At 66.8% G+C, this 17,644-nt stretch carries 16 protein-coding genes and 1 pseudogene; 9 read left to right on the forward strand and 8 right to left on the reverse strand.

The window, feature by feature from the left end:
- A pseudogene (gene dnaA / locus VN520_RS22245) lies at nt 1–733 on the reverse strand (chromosomal replication initiator protein DnaA); the annotation flags it as partial.
- A gap of 382 nt (nt 734–1,115) precedes the next feature.
- On the opposite strand from dnaA, the gene rpmH reads away from it, so the two are divergent.
- The 9 genes from rpmH (at nt 1,116) to VN520_RS22290 (ending at nt 8,036) form a co-directional block, all read left to right on the forward strand.
- Complete coding sequence (gene rpmH / locus VN520_RS22250) at nt 1,116–1,253, forward strand: 50S ribosomal protein L34 (protein WP_014047156.1); 138 nt, start codon at nt 1,116–1,118, stop codon at nt 1,251–1,253.
- A gap of 18 nt (nt 1,254–1,271) precedes the next feature.
- Entirely contained in the window at nt 1,272–1,643 is a 372-nt protein-coding gene (rnpA, locus tag VN520_RS22255; protein WP_325748701.1) for a ribonuclease P protein component, read from the forward strand.
- Nucleotides 1,640–1,999, forward strand: a complete 360-nt coding sequence (gene yidD / locus VN520_RS22260) for a membrane protein insertion efficiency factor YidD (RefSeq protein ID WP_325748702.1) — start codon at nt 1,640–1,642, stop codon at nt 1,997–1,999. Before rnpA ends, yidD begins: the two co-directional genes overlap by 4 nt.
- 3 nt (nt 2,000–2,002) lie before the next feature.
- Nucleotides 2,003–3,271, forward strand: a complete 1,269-nt coding sequence (gene yidC, locus VN520_RS22265; protein ID WP_325748703.1) for a membrane protein insertase YidC — start codon at nt 2,003–2,005, stop codon at nt 3,269–3,271.
- Nucleotides 3,272–3,285: 14 nt separating this feature from the next.
- Nucleotides 3,286–3,795, forward strand: coding sequence for a protein jag (locus tag VN520_RS22270; RefSeq protein WP_325748704.1), 510 nt, complete (start codon nt 3,286–3,288; stop codon nt 3,793–3,795).
- Nucleotides 3,796–3,894: 99 nt separating this feature from the next.
- Nucleotides 3,895–4,611, forward strand: coding sequence for a 16S rRNA (guanine(527)-N(7))-methyltransferase RsmG (gene rsmG, locus VN520_RS22275; RefSeq protein ID WP_325748705.1), 717 nt, complete (start codon nt 3,895–3,897; stop codon nt 4,609–4,611).
- Nucleotides 4,612–4,917: 306 nt separating this feature from the next.
- Entirely contained in the window at nt 4,918–6,015 is a 1,098-nt protein-coding gene (locus tag VN520_RS22280; protein WP_325748733.1) for a ParA family protein, read from the forward strand.
- Nucleotides 6,012–7,112: a ParB/RepB/Spo0J family partition protein gene (locus VN520_RS22285; protein ID WP_325748706.1), complete on the forward strand. Its 1,101-nt coding sequence runs from the start codon at nt 6,012–6,014 to the stop codon at nt 7,110–7,112. The genes VN520_RS22280 and VN520_RS22285 overlap by 4 nt, the downstream gene beginning before the upstream one ends.
- Before the next feature lie 306 nt (nt 7,113–7,418).
- Complete coding sequence (locus tag VN520_RS22290) at nt 7,419–8,036, forward strand: GNAT family N-acetyltransferase (protein ID WP_325748707.1); 618 nt, start codon at nt 7,419–7,421, stop codon at nt 8,034–8,036.
- A gap of 86 nt (nt 8,037–8,122) precedes the next feature.
- On the opposite strand, the gene trxA is transcribed toward VN520_RS22290, so the two are convergent.
- From trxA to VN520_RS22325, 7 genes are all read right to left on the reverse strand, one after another.
- Nucleotides 8,123–8,458 carry a thioredoxin gene (trxA, locus tag VN520_RS22295; RefSeq protein WP_325748708.1) on the reverse strand — a complete coding sequence of 112 codons (336 nt, stop codon included), beginning with the start codon at nt 8,456–8,458 and terminating at the stop codon, nt 8,123–8,125.
- Between the two features lie 46 nt (nt 8,459–8,504).
- Nucleotides 8,505–9,476, reverse strand: coding sequence for a thioredoxin-disulfide reductase (trxB, locus tag VN520_RS22300; protein ID WP_325748709.1), 972 nt, complete (start codon nt 9,474–9,476; stop codon nt 8,505–8,507).
- A gap of 126 nt (nt 9,477–9,602) precedes the next feature.
- Nucleotides 9,603–9,824: a hypothetical protein gene (locus VN520_RS22305; protein ID WP_325748710.1), complete on the reverse strand. Its 222-nt coding sequence runs from the start codon at nt 9,822–9,824 to the stop codon at nt 9,603–9,605.
- A 692-nt stretch (nt 9,825–10,516) separates the two neighbouring features.
- Nucleotides 10,517–11,221, reverse strand: coding sequence for an RNA polymerase sigma factor SigM (sigM, locus tag VN520_RS22310; RefSeq protein WP_325748711.1), 705 nt, complete (start codon nt 11,219–11,221; stop codon nt 10,517–10,519).
- Between the two features lie 26 nt (nt 11,222–11,247).
- A complete protein-coding gene (locus VN520_RS22315) occupies nt 11,248–12,951 on the reverse strand; it encodes a serine/threonine protein kinase (protein ID WP_325748712.1) in 1,704 nt (567 codons plus the stop codon).
- 129 nt (nt 12,952–13,080) lie between these two features.
- Nucleotides 13,081–15,240 (reverse strand): murein biosynthesis integral membrane protein MurJ, encoded by a 2,160-nt coding sequence (gene murJ, locus VN520_RS22320; RefSeq protein ID WP_325748713.1) that lies wholly within the window; start codon nt 15,238–15,240, stop codon nt 13,081–13,083.
- A gap of 49 nt (nt 15,241–15,289) precedes the next feature.
- Nucleotides 15,290–17,587 (reverse strand): DUF6049 family protein, encoded by a 2,298-nt coding sequence (locus VN520_RS22325; RefSeq protein ID WP_325748714.1) that lies wholly within the window; start codon nt 17,585–17,587, stop codon nt 15,290–15,292.
- Between the last annotated feature and the right edge of the window lie 57 nt (nt 17,588–17,644).

Below are 17,644 nucleotides of genomic sequence, written 5' to 3' on the forward strand. Positions count from 1 at the left end.
GCGGGGGCGCGGACTGGCCCATGGGGCCGCCGCCGGCCCTCCCCGGGCCGGGGCCGCCCTGGCGGTGCTGGGGCGGCTGGTCCTGCAGATCGTGGCGGTCGCGGCTGTCCCGCTGCTGCTCGTACCCCTGGTGCTCGGGCGGCTGCGGCCGGTAGTCGTGCTGGGGCTGCTGGGAGCGCGGGCTCGCGTACGGATCGCGGTCCTGGTACCCGCCGTGCCGGGGCTGCCAGGAGAGGTCCTCCTGGGCACGGGGCCAGGCGCCGGGCTCCGGGCGGTGCTGCTGGTAGTCCGGGTAGGCGGGGCGGGCTGTCGGCATTCCGTCGTCGGAGGGCCTGGAGCCGTAGCTGTCGTACCCGTCGTCGCGCGAGGGCTCGTCGTGCTGCGGCCCCTGGTAGCGGTGGGACTGCTGCCCCTGGTGGGGCTGGTGCATCGGAGGTGCGGGCGGAGCAGGGGGCTCACCCGCGGAATCGTCGACCGTGATCGCGATCCGGATCGGCCGCCCGCACTCATGGGTGAGGGTCTCGCTGATCAGTGGTGCGAGCCGGCCCTCCAGGACACGCTTGCCCCACTCGTTGGGTACGGCCAGCAGCGCGGTGTCAGCAACGAGTGCCAAGGGCTGGCAGCGCTCGATCCACTGCTTGTCCTTCGGCTCGATGCCCTGCTGGCCCTCCCCGAGGAGTTGTTCCAGCACTCGCGGCCACACTGCGGCAAGATCGGCAGGTACGTCAGCCACAAGGCACGCTCTCTCGCATGTCCCACGAATGTGTGCTTCTCGGGACGGGATGGGTCGGGTCAGGTGAGGCCCGGCAGACAGGAAGGAAAAGAATCCGGAGTTCAGCCACGGTAGTCAGCCCGACCCGCACGGTTCAAGTTGTTGTCCACAGGGTGTGTACAGCACGGGGTGGCGGGGAGCCGGTTTGACCGGATGGCGCAGCCGCGCGTACCGTGACCAGGTCGAGTTGTCGATGGCTGCTGCCGCCTGCCTCCGATGGGCAAAGATCACGATCTGTGATTGTGAAGCGGTGCACTAAGGCGTTTACGCGAGTTCCTCGTGGGCGCACGGTGACAGCCAGGCGATGTCCCGCCAACACACGAATCATTTCTGGAGCCCCCGAGTGAGCAAGCGCACCTTCCAGCCGAACAATCGTCGTCGCGCCAAGACCCATGGCTTCCGACTGCGCATGCGTACCCGTGCCGGCCGCGCGATTCTCGCGAACCGCCGTGGCAAGGGTCGCGCCAACCTGTCCGCCTGATCGCGGCCAGGTCATGACGTGCTGCCTACCGAGAATCGGCTGAGGCGGCGCGAGGACTTCGCGGCCGCTGTACGCCGGGGACGCCGGGCCGGACGCCCGCTACTCGTCGTGCATCTACGCAGCGGTGTTACGGACCCGCACGTGCCAGGGGAGAGTGTTCCCCCGCCACGTGCGGGTTTCGTTGTCAGCAAAGCAGTGGGTGGGGCGGTCGTTCGCACCGCGGTGAAGCGGAAGCTTCGCCATCTGGTCCGCGATCGGCTTGCTCAGCTGCCCCCCGGTAGCCTTGTTGTCGTACGAGCGCTGCCCGGAGCGGGTGACGCCGACCATGCACAGCTGGCCCGAGACCTGGATGCCGCCTTTCAGCGGCTGCTGGGAGGGGGCGCGCGATGAAGTATCCGCTGCTGGCTCTCATCAAGCTGTACCAGTGGACGATCAGCCCGCTCCTCGGGCCCGTCTGCCGTTACTACCCGTCGTGTTCCCACTATGGATATACGGCGATCGACCGGCACGGTGCGATCAAGGGAACAGCGCTGACCGCCTGGCGCATCCTTCGGTGCAATCCGTGGTCACCCGGCGGCGTGGATCACGTACCGCCGCGCAAACGTCCGCGTTGGCACGAACTGCTGCGCAGCGGTGCGCGTGGCGGCAAGGGCGGGGACTCCGCCGCCGATGTGCCCTGCGGGGGGCCGGTGTCCGAACCCCTGAGCCCGGCCACAGAGACCTCGCCCAAAGCTCAAGGAGCCTGATTAGTGGACACGATTGCCAGTCTGTTCAGCTTTATCACCACACCTGTTTCGTGGGTCATCGTCCAGTTCCACAAGCTGTACGGAGCGCTCTTCGGCGATGACACGGGGTGGGCCTGGGGCCTGTCCATCGTGTCCCTGGTGGTCCTGATCCGGATCTGCCTGATCCCGCTTTTCGTCAAGCAGATCAAGTCGACCCGGAACATGCAGGTGCTCCAGCCGAAGATGAAGGCGATCCAGGAGCGCTACAAGAACGACAAACAGCGTCAGTCCGAAGAGATGATGAAGCTGTACAAGGAGACGGGCACCAACCCGCTCTCCTCGTGCCTTCCCATCCTGGCGCAGTCCCCGTTCTTCTTCGCCCTGTATCACGTGCTGTCGTCCATCGCCTCGGGCAAGACGATCGGTGTCATCGACCAACCCCTGCTGGACAGTGCCCGTCAGGCCCACATCTTCGGTGCCCCGCTGGCCGCGAAGTTCATGGACAGCGAAGAGAAGGTCGCGGCGCTCGGCGCCTCGCTGACCGATGTCCGTGTCGTGACCGCGATCATGATCGTGATGATGTCCGCGTCGCAGTTCTTCACGCAGCGCCAGCTGATGACGAAGAACGTCGACCTGACGGTGAAGACCCCGTACATGCAGCAGCAGAAGATGCTGATGTACATCTTCCCGGTGATCTTCGCGGTCATGGGCATCAACTTCCCGGTCGGTGTCCTCGTGTACTGGCTGACCACCAACGTCTGGACCATGGGTCAGCAGATGTACGTGATCAACCAGAACCCGACTCCGGGCAGCAAGGCGCAGGACCAGTACCTGAGCCGTGTGCTGAAGGGCGTGAGTTCTCATGGACAGGTGCGGGGCAGGACACGGCGCAACACCGTGAAGGCGATTGTCGCCAAGGGTCCTGACCGCAACGACATCGAGCGCAAGTTCATCACCGGTCTGTCCAAGATGGGTCTCGCCGCCCAGGAGGACGGAACGGTGACGAAGAGCGACGCAGCCGTGCTCGAGGCTGAGGGCGGTGCCGCGCCCAAGCGCCAGCAGCCCAAGCGCCAGCCCAAGGCGAAGCGTCATACTGCTGCCCCGCACCCCGGCACGGCGAAGAGCTCCGGCTCCGCCGGCCCGGACGCCAAGACCTCGCTGGAGAAGCAGGACGCCCCGCAGGACGACAAGCCGAAGGCAGCGGGCAAGCCTGCCGCCTCCGGCTCCTCACGCCAAGCCAAGCCCGGACAGCGCAAGGGCCCGCAGCGGCCCAAGCACCCGTCCAAGAAGTAAGAAGGAGTCCATCCGTGACGGAAGGCACCATCACCCCGGCCGCTGAGGGCAGCGACACTCTGACCCGCCTGGAACAGGAGGGAGAGATCGCGGCTGACTACCTCGAAGGCCTGCTCGACATCGCCGACCTCGACGGTGACATCGACATGGACGTGGAGGCGGACCGGGCGGCGGTTTCGATCATCAGCGACTCGGCGCGTGACCTGCAGAAGCTTGTGGGACGCGACGGTGAGGTGCTGGAGGCGCTTCAGGAGCTGACGCGCCTGGCCGTCCACCGTGAAACCGGTGACCGCAGCCGCCTGATGCTGGACATCGCCGGCTTCCGTGCCAAGAAGCGTGAAGTTCTCGCCGCGCTGGGTGCCAAGGCCGCGGACGAGGTCAAGGGCTCGGGCGAGCCGGTGAAGCTGGAGCCGATGACACCGTTCGAGCGCAAGGTCGTGCACGACGCGGTCGCGGCAGCAGGTCTGCGCAGCGAGTCCGAGGGCGAGGAGCCGCAGCGCTTCGTCGTCGTTCTCCCTGCCTGACCGGAACCTTGTACTGTCGGCCCCGTCTGTTCACAGGCGGGGCCGATCTTTGTCAGCCTGATAGTCAGCGTGCTAGTGCGGTACGGAAGGACGGTCCCCGTGACGGAGGAAGCAGAGCTCCCTCAGGCGCCCCAGGAGGCGCAGGCGGTATTCGGTGAGTTCTTTCCAGAGGCTGTCAGGTACGCGGAGCTGCTCGCGGACGCGGGCGTCAAACGAGGGCTGATCGGTCCTCGCGAGGTGCCGCGCCTGTGGGAACGCCATCTGCTGAACTGCGCGGTGCTCTCCGAGGTGGTCCCCGAGGGCGTCACTGTGTGCGATGTGGGTTCAGGGGCCGGGCTTCCTGGTATCCCGCTGGCACTGGCGCGCCCCGACCTGAAGATCACGCTGCTCGAACCGCTGCTGCGTCGTACGAATTTCCTTCAGGAGGTCGTCGAACTCCTGGGACTGGATCACGTGACGGTCGTCCGTGGCCGGGCTGAAGAGGTACTGGGGACGCTTCAGCCCGTTCACGTGGTGACGGCCCGGGCGGTCGCACCGCTCGACCGGCTCGCCGGATGGGGAGTGCCCCTGCTCCGCCCGTACGGGGAGATGCTGGCGCTCAAGGGAGGCACGGCCGAGGAGGAGATCCAGGGAGCCCGTGCCGCGCTGAGCAAGCTCGGAGTGGTGGAGACCGAGGTGCTGCATGTGGGTGAGGGACTGGTTGATCCCGCGTCCACAGTGGTGCGTGTGGTGGTCGGGGAGAGCCCGGGCGGTGTGAGGTTCGCCGCAAAGCGGGCCAAGGCCGCCAGGGTCGGCCGAACACGGCGGCGCCGATGAACGCGGTCTGCACCGGCTGATCGAGAGATTGGGTTCGTTCAGTTTTAGTGCGTTTAATGCATGTTTGCGCTGATGCTCCATGCAAGCAACGATATGTACTGCCTGCGGAGTGTCGGAAGTCTGCTGCCCAACCGCAGAGGCATCGTGTTTCACGTGAAACGTCGCTCTCTGCTTCAGGGAATCATCGACCGCGGCCGCGCGGTTGCCACGCCGCGAGACCGCAAGCCTGTGCGGGTTACCGAGTTGTCCACAGAACCGGATTCATCCACAGAACAGTCGGCCTCGCTGGTTCATGACCCCGAAAGCATGACAGGCTCTGTTCATTGCGAGCCTGAAGTCGAGGAGAGTGAATCCTTGCGGTCCGACGCCAACATCGCGGGACCGATGACCGATCCGGTCCCCGGTCCCCGTACCGAGTCCCTGGGGGATGGTGTTTCACGTGAAACACCGCCACCGATGGACGACACACCCATTGGTCGTGCGGCCCAGCTGGCGGTTGAGGCCCTTGGCCGCGCCGGCGAGGGACTGCCACGTCCAGACCGGACACGCGTCATGGTCGTCGCCAACCAGAAGGGCGGTGTGGGCAAGACGACTTCGACGGTCAATCTTGCCGCCTCGCTCGCACTGCATGGTGCGCGTGTTCTGGTGGTGGACCTTGACCCGCAGGGGAATGCCTCCACGGCTCTGGGGATCGACCATCACGCGGAAGTCCCTTCCATCTACGACGTCCTGGTGGAGAGCATGCCGCTCTCCGAGGTCGTTCAGCCGGTTCCGGACGTCGAAGGTCTCTTCTGCGCTCCGGCGACCATCGATCTCGCCGGTGCGGAGATCGAACTGGTATCGCTGGTGGCGCGGGAGAGCCGACTGCAGCGGGCGATCCAGGCGTATGACCAGCCGCTGGACTACATCCTTATCGACTGCCCACCCTCGCTCGGCCTGTTGACAGTCAACGCACTTGTGGCCGGAGCAGAGGTGCTCATCCCGATTCAGTGCGAGTACTACGCACTGGAGGGCCTCGGTCAGCTTCTCCGTAACGTCGAATTGGTCCGAGGGCATCTGAATCCCGACCTCCACGTATCGACGATCCTGCTCACCATGTACGACGGCAGGACCAGGCTCGCTTCACAGGTGGCGGAGGAGGTGCGTAGCCACTTCGGCAAGGAAGTGCTGCGGACCAGCATTCCTCGCTCGGTGCGCATCTCGGAGGCGCCGAGTTACGGGCAGACGGTATTGACGTACGATCCGGGCTCCAGCGGGTCCCTGTCCTACCTTGAAGCGGCCCGTGAGATCGCGCTGAGAGGCGTCGGAGTGCATTACGAGGCCCAGCACGCCCCAGCGGCGGGTGAGCCTGCCCGCACGGGCGTCCAGAACAGCCAGCAGAGTCATTCGGAGGGCATGCAGTGAGCGAGCGTCGTAGAGGACTGGGGCGTGGACTTGGTGCGCTGATTCCCGCAGCTCCGCAAGAGAAGCAGATCACAAGTCCTGCGTCCGGTGGGAACCCGGCGGGTACGTCACCCGTAATGACCGCCGAGCGCGGGGTAGCCGCTGCGAAATTGGCCGTGCTCCCCTCTGGCACGACGGTGCCGGAGCCGAGTTCTCCTGTAGGGGAGCTGGAGCCCACCGTGGGGCAGGCGGATTCAACCGGGGCGTATTTCGCCGAGATCCCCCTTGCTTCGCTCACTCCCAACCCCAGGCAGCCTCGCGAGGTCTTCGACGAGGAAGCTCTGGCAGAGCTGGTCACCTCCATCAAGGAAGTCGGTCTCCTCCAGCCCGTCGTCGTACGCAAGGTTGCCGAGGACCGCTATGAACTGATCATGGGGGAGCGTCGCTGGAGGGCGTGTGGCGAGGCCGGACTGGAACGTATCCCGGCCATCGTCCGTGCGACCGATGACGAGAAGCTGCTTCTCGACGCGCTCCTGGAGAACCTGCACCGGGCTCAGCTGAATCCCTTGGAGGAAGCAGCGGCGTACGACCAGCTGCTGAAGGATTTCAAGTGCACTCATGATCAGCTGGCGGATCGGATCGGACGGTCCCGGCCTCAGGTGTCGAACACTCTCCGTCTGCTGCGGCTCTCTCCGCCGGTGCAGCGCAGGGTCGCGGCTGGAGTCCTCTCGGCCGGGCATGCGCGAGCCTTGTTGTCAGTGGACGACTCCGAGGAACAGGACCGGCTGGCGCATCGAATCGTGGCCGAAGGACTGTCGGTACGTGCGGTCGAGGAGATCGTGAGCCTCCTCGGAACCGAGCCCACGAGTTCTGCGAAGCCTCGAGGGCCCAGGGCCGGTGGCCGGGTCTCACCGGCATTGACCGATCTCGCTTCGCGCCTCTCCGATCGGTTCGAGACGCGGGTGAAGGTCGACCTCGGACAGAAGAAGGGAAAGATCGTCGTCGAGTTCGCCTCGATGGAGGATCTGGACCGCATTCTCAGCAGTCTTGCTCCGGGTGAGGGACGCGTGCTGGAACGGGGCATCGAAGGGGAGCAGGCCGAGGCCGACAAGGCCTGAAGCTGCTGGACGGCAAAGGGCGGGGCGAGTTCCGGAAACTTCTCCGGAACTCGCCCCGCCCTTTGCCGTCTCTCGGTGTCCCCATCACCTCTGGGTGGATACGATGCGTTCTGGTATGGCGTATCCATCACCGTGATCCACCTCAGAGGAGGCGGCGGCCGTGCGATCAGTGAATCGCAGCCACCTGGTGTCAGTCGGGTTGGGGCTTGGTGTTGTCGGGGGGTTCGTCGGCAGCCTGTTCCGGGAACGGAGTGCGCTGGCAGCCGCACGTGATGCGGCGGGCGAAGGAAGTGAGGAACTGCCTACATGGGGCGTCGGCTCGTACCGCTCACATTGGACAACCTTCCGGATCTCCCCAGGCGCTGCCGCTCGTGTGTCTTCTGGGAACTTGATCCGGTCAGCGGGGAAGCTGCGGTAAAAGCAGGCAGGCCCGAACTCGAGAAAGAGTCCTGGATCTCCGCTGTGCTGCTGGAGTGGGGCTCCTGCGGGCGGGTCGTCTACGTGGATGATGTCGCGGCGGGGTTCGTTCTCTATGCACCGCCTGCGTATGTTCCCCGGTCCACGGCTTTTCCCACCAGCCCTGTGTCCCCCGATGCCGTGCAGCTGATGACAGCCTTGATCCTGCCGGATTTCCAAGGACAAGGGCTGGGCCGCGTGATGGTACAGACGGTTGCCAAGGACTTGTTACGACGCGGGTTCAAGGCGATCGAGGCTTTTGGCGATGCACGGTGGAAGGAACCAGCGTGTGTGCTGCCGGCGGATCATTTGCTCTCGGTCGGCTTCAAGACGGTGCGACCTCATCCCGCGCATCCGCGTCTGAGGCTTGAACTGCGTACCACGCTCTCCTGGAAGGAAGATGTCGAACTGGCATTGGACAGGCTGCTGGGTGCCGTACAGAAAGAGCCGGCGCTGCGGCCTCTCTGAGCACCGCGACCGACCTGAGTGCGTAAGAACATACAAACGGGCCCACCCCCGAAGGGTGGGCCCGTTTCACGTGAAACAGTCAGACATTACTTCTGGGTGACGAAGCTCTCGAGGTCACGGAGAATCGCGGCCTTCGGCTTGGCCCCGACGATGGTCTTGGCGACCTCGCCACCCTGATACACGTTGAGCGTAGGGATCGACATCACGCCGTACTTCGCCGCGGTGGCCGGGTTCTCGTCGATGTTGAGCTTGACGATCTCGATCTCATCGCCGTACTCAGCAGCGATGGCTTCCAGCGACGGCGCGATCTGGCGGCACGGGCCGCACCAGGCGGCCCAGAAGTCCACCAGCACGGGCTTCTCGTTCTTCAGGACGTCCTCGTCGAAGGAGTCGTCGGTCACGTTCTTCAGGGCGCCGGCCACGGCGGCCTCCTTAACTTCGCGGGGGGTGTGGGTTCGGGGGGTGCAGTCAGACTGCCGGAGTCTTATCCGGCTCGGCGAGCTGCTCGTCGGAGAGCGCGGCCAGGAAGCGCTCTGCATCAAGAGCTGCCGAACAGCCGGTTCCGGCTGCGGTGATGGCCTGACGATAGGTGTGGTCGACCACGTCGCCGGCGCCGAAGACCCCCTTCAGGTTGGTGCGCGTCGAAGGAGCCTCGACCTTGAGATAACCCTCGTCATCGAGGTCGAGCTGGCCCTTGAAGAGCTCCGTGCGGGGGTCGTGGCCCACAGCGATGAACAGGCCCGTCACCGGAAGCTCGGACGTCTCGCCGGTCTTGGTGTCGCGCAGGGTGAGACTGGAGAGCTTCTGGTCCCCATGGACCGTGGCGACCTCGCTGTCCCACGCAAACTTGATCTTCGGGTCGGCAAAAGCACGCTCCTGCATGGCCTTGGAGGCGCGCAGGGAGTCGCGACGGTGGACGATCGTGACGGACTTGGCGAACCGGGAGAGGAAGGTCGCCTCTTCCATGGCCGTGTCACCACCACCGACCACGGCGATGTCTTGGTCCTTGAAGAAGAACCCGTCGCAGGTGGCGCACCAGGAGACACCTCGTCCGGAGAGCGCGTCCTCGTTGGGCAGGCCGAGCTTGCGGTGCTGAGATCCTGTGGTGACGATGACGGCCTTGGCGCGGTGAACGGTGCCCGCGGTGTCCGTGACGGTCTTGATGTCGCCGGTGAGGTCGACGGAGACCACGTCGTCGGGGATGAGCTCGGCGCCGAAGCGCTCAGCCTGGGCGCGCATGTTGTCCATGAGCTCAGGGCCCATGATTCCGTCCTGGAAACCCGGGAAGTTCTCCACGTCGGTGGTGTTCATCAGCGCACCACCGGCGGTGACGGCGCCCTCGAACACCAGCGGCTTCAGCGACGCGCGAGCGGTGTACAGGGCGGCGGTGTAACCAGCCGGCCCGGAGCCGATGATGATCACATTACGGACGTCGCTCACGGGTTCTTCCTCGTCTCTGCAGACTGCCTACTGCCTACTGGGGTCGGTTCCACGACTCTCACCCCACCCAACGGATCCTACGGGGCATGCATTCCCGGAATACCGGTCCGGCTCCAGGCGTGGCCCTCAGGGGCGCGTGTAGGAGTGCGTGAGCAGCAGTTGTCCCTTTGCCGCAGGTGTGGAGGTCACGCATGCCGCGTCGACGACATAAGCCTGGACACGAGTCGAGTCGGTTGCATGGGGCAGTACGACGAGGAAGGCGGCGGCCCCCTGATAGCTGCCCTGCTCCACGGCCAGGGCGGGGACGTTCCGCCCTGTGCCCTGTTGGACGCAGGGCGGAACGTCCACGCTCGGAGTGCGCAGAGGGACGCGGGGGGATGCGTCGCCGGGGGGCAGGTTCCCCGGTGACGACTTGGTGTCCAGGTAAGGCTTGTCAGGCTCATGGCTCGGAGTTCGGGAAGCCTCTGTTTCGCTCAGAAGCGCGCGGACGCGGCCTTCCAGTGTGTTCTCCGAGAAGCCCTCTTGTCTCTTTTCTGCGGCATTCACCCCACGCTCGGCCATGGTGCCGGCCGAGTCCTGGGACGACTGGAGAGACTGGAGCAGGAGGACGCTCATGCCGACGGCCGCCGCACCGAAAGCGGTGCCGAGGATCACCGTGCGCCGCCGACGAGCCGGCCTCCGGCCAGGGCCGGTAGCGCCGCGCGGATGGCCTGCGGGCCGGGGGGCGGTAGCGCTCTCTGCTCCTGTTTCACGTGAAACAGGAGGTGTTGTGGTGGCAGGCACCGAGATGGCAGCCTCAGCTTCCGATGCCAGGGCCGCGTCGATCCGGTCAGCCACGTCGTCGGGCATGCGCTCGTGCAGAGGGAGCCCTGTTCCCAGCATCGAGCGGATCTCCTCCAGGGAGGAGTGAATTTCGGTGCACTCTTCGCAAGCGTCGATGTGGTGGCGGAGTGCTGCCCCGCGGGACGGCGGGAGGAGGCCTTCGGTGAGGTCGGAAATCTCCGAGACGTCCGGGTGCTGAGCCGTGTCGTCTGTGGATGTCATGCGAGTCCGCCTCCGCCCTTTACGCCGGCAGGATCACCGTCGCCTGCATCTCTTGGTTCTGACGCCGGTGGGACGGACGGCCTCTGTGTCCGGTTCCTTTCCATGGCGACGTCCTTGCCGTCCTCTCTGTTGTTGCGCAGATGGGTCAGCAAGGGAAGCAGTCTGGCCCGGCCTCGCGCACAGCGGCTCTTCACGGTGCCGGTCGGTACGTCGAGAATGCGGGCAGCTTCGGCGACGGGGTAGGCCTGCATATCCACCAGGACGAGTGCGGCGCGCTGTTCGGCGGGCAGGGTGGCCAGTGCGGCAAGAAGTTCTCGGTGCAGGTCCTGCCGTTCAGCGGGGGCCTCGGCGGACTCGTGAGGCTCCATGAGCTGATCGAGCCGCTCGGCGTCATCGACCGGTGCGGTCTTGCGCGAGGCCGCCTTGCGGGCACGGTCGAGGCAGGCGTTGACAGTGATCCTGTGCAGCCATGTGGTGACGGCGGACCGGCCACGGAAGGTATGGGCCGCGCGGAATGCGGAAACCAGGGCGTCCTGCACGGCGTCGGCGGCCTCCTCGCGGTCGCCGAGCGTACGCAGGGCCACGGCCCAGAGGCGGTCACGGTGCCGTCGTACGAGCTCACCGAAGGCGTCCGGATCACCTGCGACGTGCTGGGCCAGGAGGTCCTGATCGCTGATGTCGGCGAATCCGGCGTCGTCCAACGGTGTGCCCCTCCCCCTTGGTCCCGTCAGCTGGTGATCTCGATGTTCGAGACCTTGCCCCGGTACCTGCCGTCGTCGTTGCTCAGCGGCAGGTTGGTCAGCCAGACCAGAACGTACCGCGCCTGTACCGCCTTGTCGGGCTTGAGGGAGACGTTTGTCCCGGAGCCCTGCGCGACCGTGGTAAAACCGTCGGGTTCCTGTGGAATGGACGCGCTGTCGGTTGTCCTCAGTTCCGCCGAGGTGGCGCCGCCGAGGAAGGAGACGTCGACATTGCCCACCTCCTGGACCTCGCCCAGGTCGAGGACGATGCCCACGCCTTTCTTGAGGTTGCCGAAAGCTGCGGTGTAATAGCCATCGGTGTTCCAGTACGAGCTGGGGTCACCGTCGTAGGCGTTGCTTATCACTGCGGGCTTTTCCGAGCCGTCCGTGCCCTGAGGGTCGTAGTCCCGGGCGTCGACGATGCCGACGGGCTTACTGGCTCCGCCTGCTTTCTTGTCGACGCTGCCGTCCTCGGCGGTCTGTGTGGGGGTCGGCTCCCCGGAGTCGTTGCCCCGGTCGAGAACGGTTTCCGCCAGCTGCCAGCTTCCGAGACCCAGAGCCGCGATGAGCAGGGCGGACACCGCCCACTTGAGTGCCTTGCCTGTGCGGCTCTGGAGAGGGGGTGGCGGAGCGGCGATCACCGGCTGGGTGACGGCGTTGGGCCGCGCCGAGGGACGCCCGTAGGTGCCCTGCTGATAGGTCGTGCGCTGGTATTCGGGCGGGGCGGTGAAGACGGGTTCCGGGGGGAGGACGCGAGGCATGGACGCTACGGCCTTCGCCAGCTCGTCCGGGGTGGTGCACGGCTGTTCCTGCCGCGATGCGGTGGCGCCGTCGTTGGCAAGCGCGCGCATGGCGAGTTCGGACAGACCTCGGTGGACGCCGGCCCGCACCTGATCCGGGGGGATCAGGCCCACGTCCTTGGGGAGCCCGGAGAGACCGTAGGCGTCGCTCTCGTACGGCCAACGGCGGGTCAGGGCGGCATAGAGGAGTGCGCCGATGGCCTCGGTGTCCGTGCGCAGAGGCTGTTCGGCGGTGATTCCGCGCAGAGCGGCGTTCACCGCCAGGCCACGGATCCGGTACTGGCCGGTCGAACTGCGCAGTACGGCGCCGGGCGTGAGACGCAGATGCGCGAGTCCTTCGCGGTGTGCGGCGGCCATGGCCTGGGAGACCTGGCTCACGAGCTGGTACGCGTCGTGGGCTTCCAGGGGGCCGGCGGCCAGCAACGCTGTGAGCTCGGTGGCGTCAGGGAGCCATTCGTGAACGACGTAGACGAGGTCGTCCTCCTCCACGGCGTCCAGGACCTGGACGAAGCGCGGGTCACCGAGCAGCGCGGAGGAGCGGGCCGCGGCCAGCACCGAGCGGGCACGCGGGTGATCGGCGGGCAGCAGATGCACACCCACCGCGCGCCGCAGTTTCTCATCGACCGCACGCCAGCTGCTGAACCCGTCCAGCCGGGTGACGCATTCCTCGAGGCGATAGCGTCTGGCCAGTTTGTGACCGCTGTGCAGGTCGGGCGACGCCGGTGCGCCGTCGGAGCTGACACGCGCGCTCGCATCGTCCTGCGAGCTTGCGTCCTCTTCGCCCTGGGTTTGTGCCGTCCCGTCGGTCGTGGCCGCGTCCGCCTTGGCGGTCAGCGGCTCGTCGCCGCTGTTGTCGGCCACGTCGACAGCAGCCGTGCTACGTTCCGCCACCGTCGTTCCTGCCTCCCCATCCGTTGCGCGATGCCAGCCAGCTCTGCACAGTCACGCCAATTGTGCCCACACTCCGGCGCTATGCACGACACACGGTGTCCAGCGATGGTTGTGCGGCTCGCAGCTCATTCAGCGGCCGAGCCGTCCCCGGACCATGCCGACCATGCCGTTGAGCTCCTCGATACGCATCTTCTTCGCAGCGACGAAGAAGATGCCCAGCAGGACGACGCTGCCGCAGACCAGTGCCACCACCGAGCCGCCGGCTCCGTCACCGAGGGCTGTCAGAAGAGCGAAGCCCACACCGCCACCGACTGCTGCCGCGGGGATCGCGGCCAGGCAGAGACGGGCGTAGGTGCGCACCACACGGGCGCCGTCGAGGTCACCGCCGAGCCGGTTGCTCAGGCGGCGCCAGGCGATGCCGACTCCGACCGCGTAGGCGAGCCCGTAGGAGGCAGCCATTCCTACGACTGCCCACTGGGCCGGAAGAATCACGTAGCAGAGCGCGGAGGCCGCGGCATTGACCACTGCGACGATGACCGTGTTGTAGAAGGGAGTGCGGGTGTCCTCGTACGCGTAGAAGCCGCGCAGCACGACGTACTGCACGGAGTACGGGATGAGGCCGAGGCCGAACGCCATCAGGATGAAGCCCATGGACCGTGCTGCTTCGGTGCCGCTGGAGGCGTAGAGCAGGGTGCACATCGGCAGGCCGAGCGCCAGGAAGGTGAAGGCGACGGGCACGATGGCCACCGCCGAGTTGCGCAGGCCTTGCGAGATGTCGTCGCGGACGGCCCCGGGGTCGTTGTCATGGGCGGCGCGGGAGATGCGGGGCAACAGGGCCGCCATGACCGAGACGGTGATGATGGCCTGAGGCATGCCCCAGATCAGCTGGGCGTTGGAGTAGGCGAGGAAGCCTGAGCCGTCCTTGTCCGCGAGCTTGCCGGCGGAGGTGGCCAGCTGGGTGACGACCAGTACGCCGGCCTGGTTGGCGAGGACGAACAGGACCGTCCACTTGGCGAGCTTGATCGTTTTTCCGAGCCCGTGGCCCTTCCAGTCGAAGCGCGGACGGAAGCGGAATCCTGCCTCGCGGAGATACGGGATCATGGCCAGGGCCTGGACCACCAGGCCGAGCAGGGTGCCGATGCCGAGGAGGCGGACGCCCTCGGGCGGGATCGTCTCCACGCCCATCCGGGATTCGGCCGAGGTGCCGTAGACCCAGATGAACAGACCGAACGTGAAGATCATGACGATGTTGTTGAGGACCGGGGTCCACATCATCGCGCCGAACTTTCCCCGGGCGTTCAGAATCTGGCCCATCACCACATGGATGCCCATGAAGAAGATGGTCGGCAGGCAGTAGCGCGCGAACGTCACAGCGACGTTGTTGGCTGCCGGTTCGTTCGCGATCGGCAGTGACATCATGCGGATGAGCAGCGGTGCGACCAGGACCGCCAGGGCGACGATCAGGCCGAGCGCGACCATGACGAGTGTCAGCAGCCGGTTGGCGTATGCCTCTCCCCCGTCCTCGTCGTCCTTCATGGACCGGACGAGCTGAGGGACGAAGACCGAGTTCAACCCGCCGCCCACCGTGAGGATGTAGATCATCGTCGGCAGGGTGTACGCGATGGTGAAGCTGTCGCCGAGCATCGCCGCACCCAGCGCCGCGGTGATCACGAGGCTGCGGACGAAGCCGGTGAGCCGGGACACCAAGGTGCCCGCTGCCATCAGGGCGCTGGACTTCAGTATCCCGGCGGCCCGGCTGCCGGACTTCGACGGGGCGGGCGCCGGAGCCGCTTCGGGCTCGGTGGGAGGACCGGGAGGACGGGCCGAACCCTCCTGGTCGCGGAAGAGGTGAGCGAAGGCGTCCTGCTCCCCGCGACCGTCGGAAGCCTGGGTGACCAGATCGTCCACCCCCACGTACTGGGTGGTCGCGGCGTCGTCGCCGTAGGGAAGGTGCCGCGAGGGGCCTGAGGGCTCCGGGGGCGGCGTCTGGGCCCAGAGGCGGGGGTCGGGAGCGTACTGGGCGGCGGGAGGCTGCTGGTAGAGGGCCTGAGGCTCCTGATAGGTCCCTGGAGGCGGCGGGGGATGTGAGGCGCGGTCGTAGAGCGCCTCGGCCACCGGGTCCTGCGCGGCGAGGTCCTGGGCGCGGTACGGATCGTGGTCGTACGCGTGCTGCAGGTAAGGGTCGGGTGCCTCCCCGTTCTGGCCGGCACCCGGCGGCACCGGCGGACCGCTGGAAGACCCAGCTCCGCCCGCGCCCTGGCCGCGGTCACCGTCGTACGGCGCGTTCATCGAAACCCCACCTCATTGTCCCCGGCCGACAGGCCCCGACAGACATCGCTCAACGGTCCACTTTCTCACCCGGGCCCGAGGGGGCACCGCTTTCCGGACCGGTGTCCGGCGCCGGGTCACTCGGCTGCTCGGGTTCGCCGCCGTCGTTCCCCACTGTTCCGCCCGCGACGGTGCGCTTGCGGTGGGTGTACATCCTGATGCCTGCCAGGACCAGCAGCAGCAATCCACCGGCGATCACCAGGAGCACGGTCGGTGTGACTTCCGAGACCTTCACCGTGAAGGTCATCTCCTCGCCGTACGGCGCTCCGTCCGTGGTGAAGAGCCGCGCCGTGACCTGTGCCTGTCCATTGGCATTGGCCGAGGCGTCGAACTTCACGGACTGGCTGTGCCCGCCCGCGATCTCGACAGGCTGTTCGGCGACTGCTGCGCCGTCGTTGAGCTTGAGCCGGGTGGCGTTGCCCGATGTGAGGCGGAGCACGAGGTGATCGACACCCTGTACCAGCTTGTTCTGCACGGTCACAGGGATGGTCGCACTGCGTCCGGACAGAGTCACGTCCGACTTGGCGATCAGCTGGACCTCGTTGGTGAGGCCTTGAAGATAGGTGCGGACGGCGTCGCGGTACTGCTGCGCCTCCAGCGGCCTGCCGCGCCACGACGTCGACACGGCCCGGTTGACCGCGTTCCCGAAGGGGGTCACCACCCGGTCGGGTTGCGTGAGGATGACCTGGAAGCTGTCGAGCGAATCCTGTGTCGTCCGGATGTCCTGGAACGCCTGGGCGGGCAGCTCCTGGCTCCGCAGCTTCTTCGGGTACTGGGAAGCCCTGGGCACCTTGGTGGTGGCCCGAGCGTCGGGCTTCTGTTCGGCGGCCGCCGTCAGGTCGAGCGGCTGCGTCCAGTGTTCGGTCATGAGGGCCTGCAGGGCGCGTGCCATGGTCTGGGCCTGGGCGGCGGTGGGGGTCCGCTGCGGGGCGACGACGATGCTGCGTTCGTTGTCGGGCGCCTGCTCCGTCACTGCCAGGGTCTGGGCCAGGAATTCCTGGACGGCGAGCGTAGAGGCGCCGGCCTTGGACATGTCGCCGGTGAACGCGGTGGAGAGCCGGTGGTCGGAGACGACAGCGGTGGTGCCGCCACCGATGGGACGGGCCGCAGTCGGTGTGTAGGGCAGCCCGCCGGTCTCCCCGAGACTGTCGCTGCGGGCGATCACCTTATGGGCGCCGGCCGACGTCGCGACGTCGACGACCGAGGGATCGATCGCGCCGTCCACCGGCCAGGCGAAGTCGGTGGACGGCTTCATGTGAAGCACGGTTTCCACCGTCGTGCCCGCGACCTCGGTCGCCGTCTGCAGGTGGCTGAGGGCCCCCGAGACGTTCTTGCCACGGTGGGCGATGGAGGCGAGGTCGGGGTCGGCGAACGGCAGGGCCACCACCTTCCCGTCCTTCACGGCCGCTTGGAGATCCGTGAGCCACTTCTTGGCGATGGCCTGGTTCGTCCCCGCGACAGTGGTGTCACCGACTTTGACACGGTAGTTCTTCGTCATCGCATCGGCGGAAGCCAGCAGGTCCGGGTCGATCACCCACGTCACAGGGAGCTGTCGTCCCAGTGAGACCAGTTGTTCCAGGCGTCCGCCGGGAGCCAGCTCAAGAGCAAGATCGTCATTGGCGAACACGGGGGTCTGCTGTTCGTCGGAACCCGTCTCGGCGGTGACGTGGGCCGACGCGATCAGGGGCCAGAGGAAGGTGAGCTTCGTCTTGCTCCCGGTGTCCTCCGGCTGCCACGGCAGGAAGGTCCGCTGAATGCCGAGCACCTGGTCGTAGGTGTAGTCGGTGGTACGGCCCGTGACGGATACCCCGAGCTGGTAAACGCCCTCGGCGTCCAGATCCAGCTTGTCCACCGGAACGGCGAGACTGAAGTCCTGGCTGACCCCGGACGCGAGCGCGGGGACCTTCAGCGTGTACGCGCCGCCGAGCTTGGCCGGGTCACTGCCGGGCTGATAGCCGGTGCGTTCGGCGGCCTCGTCGATCGCGCCCCTGCCGGACAGTCTCGGCCCGACCCGCAGGTCGACCTCGGCGTCGGTGACTGTCTTCTTGCCCTTGTTGGTCAGGGTGCCGGAGACGGTGAGCGTGTCGCCTTCGACGGGTGCGCTGGGAGCGAGCGTGTCCAGGGACACATCGACGGTGCGCGAGCCGGCCGGGGCCTTCGTCACCGCCTCGGCCCGGGCCGAGGGCGCTGCGGGGCCGGCCAGGAGGCCGGCGATCAGTGGCGCCCCGACGATCAAGGAGGCTGTGCGCCGGAGCCACCGGCGGGCAGGGGAGGGAATCATCCCCTGGGAGTGTGCCGCCTCGGCCACGCGTATCCGTCCCTCGTCGTCGTCAGCTGGTGCCGGCGCTGCCGGTCTCTGCGTCCA

This window comes from Streptomyces sp., assembly GCF_035563135.1.
Classification (GTDB): domain Bacteria; phylum Actinomycetota; class Actinomycetes; order Streptomycetales; family Streptomycetaceae; genus Streptomyces.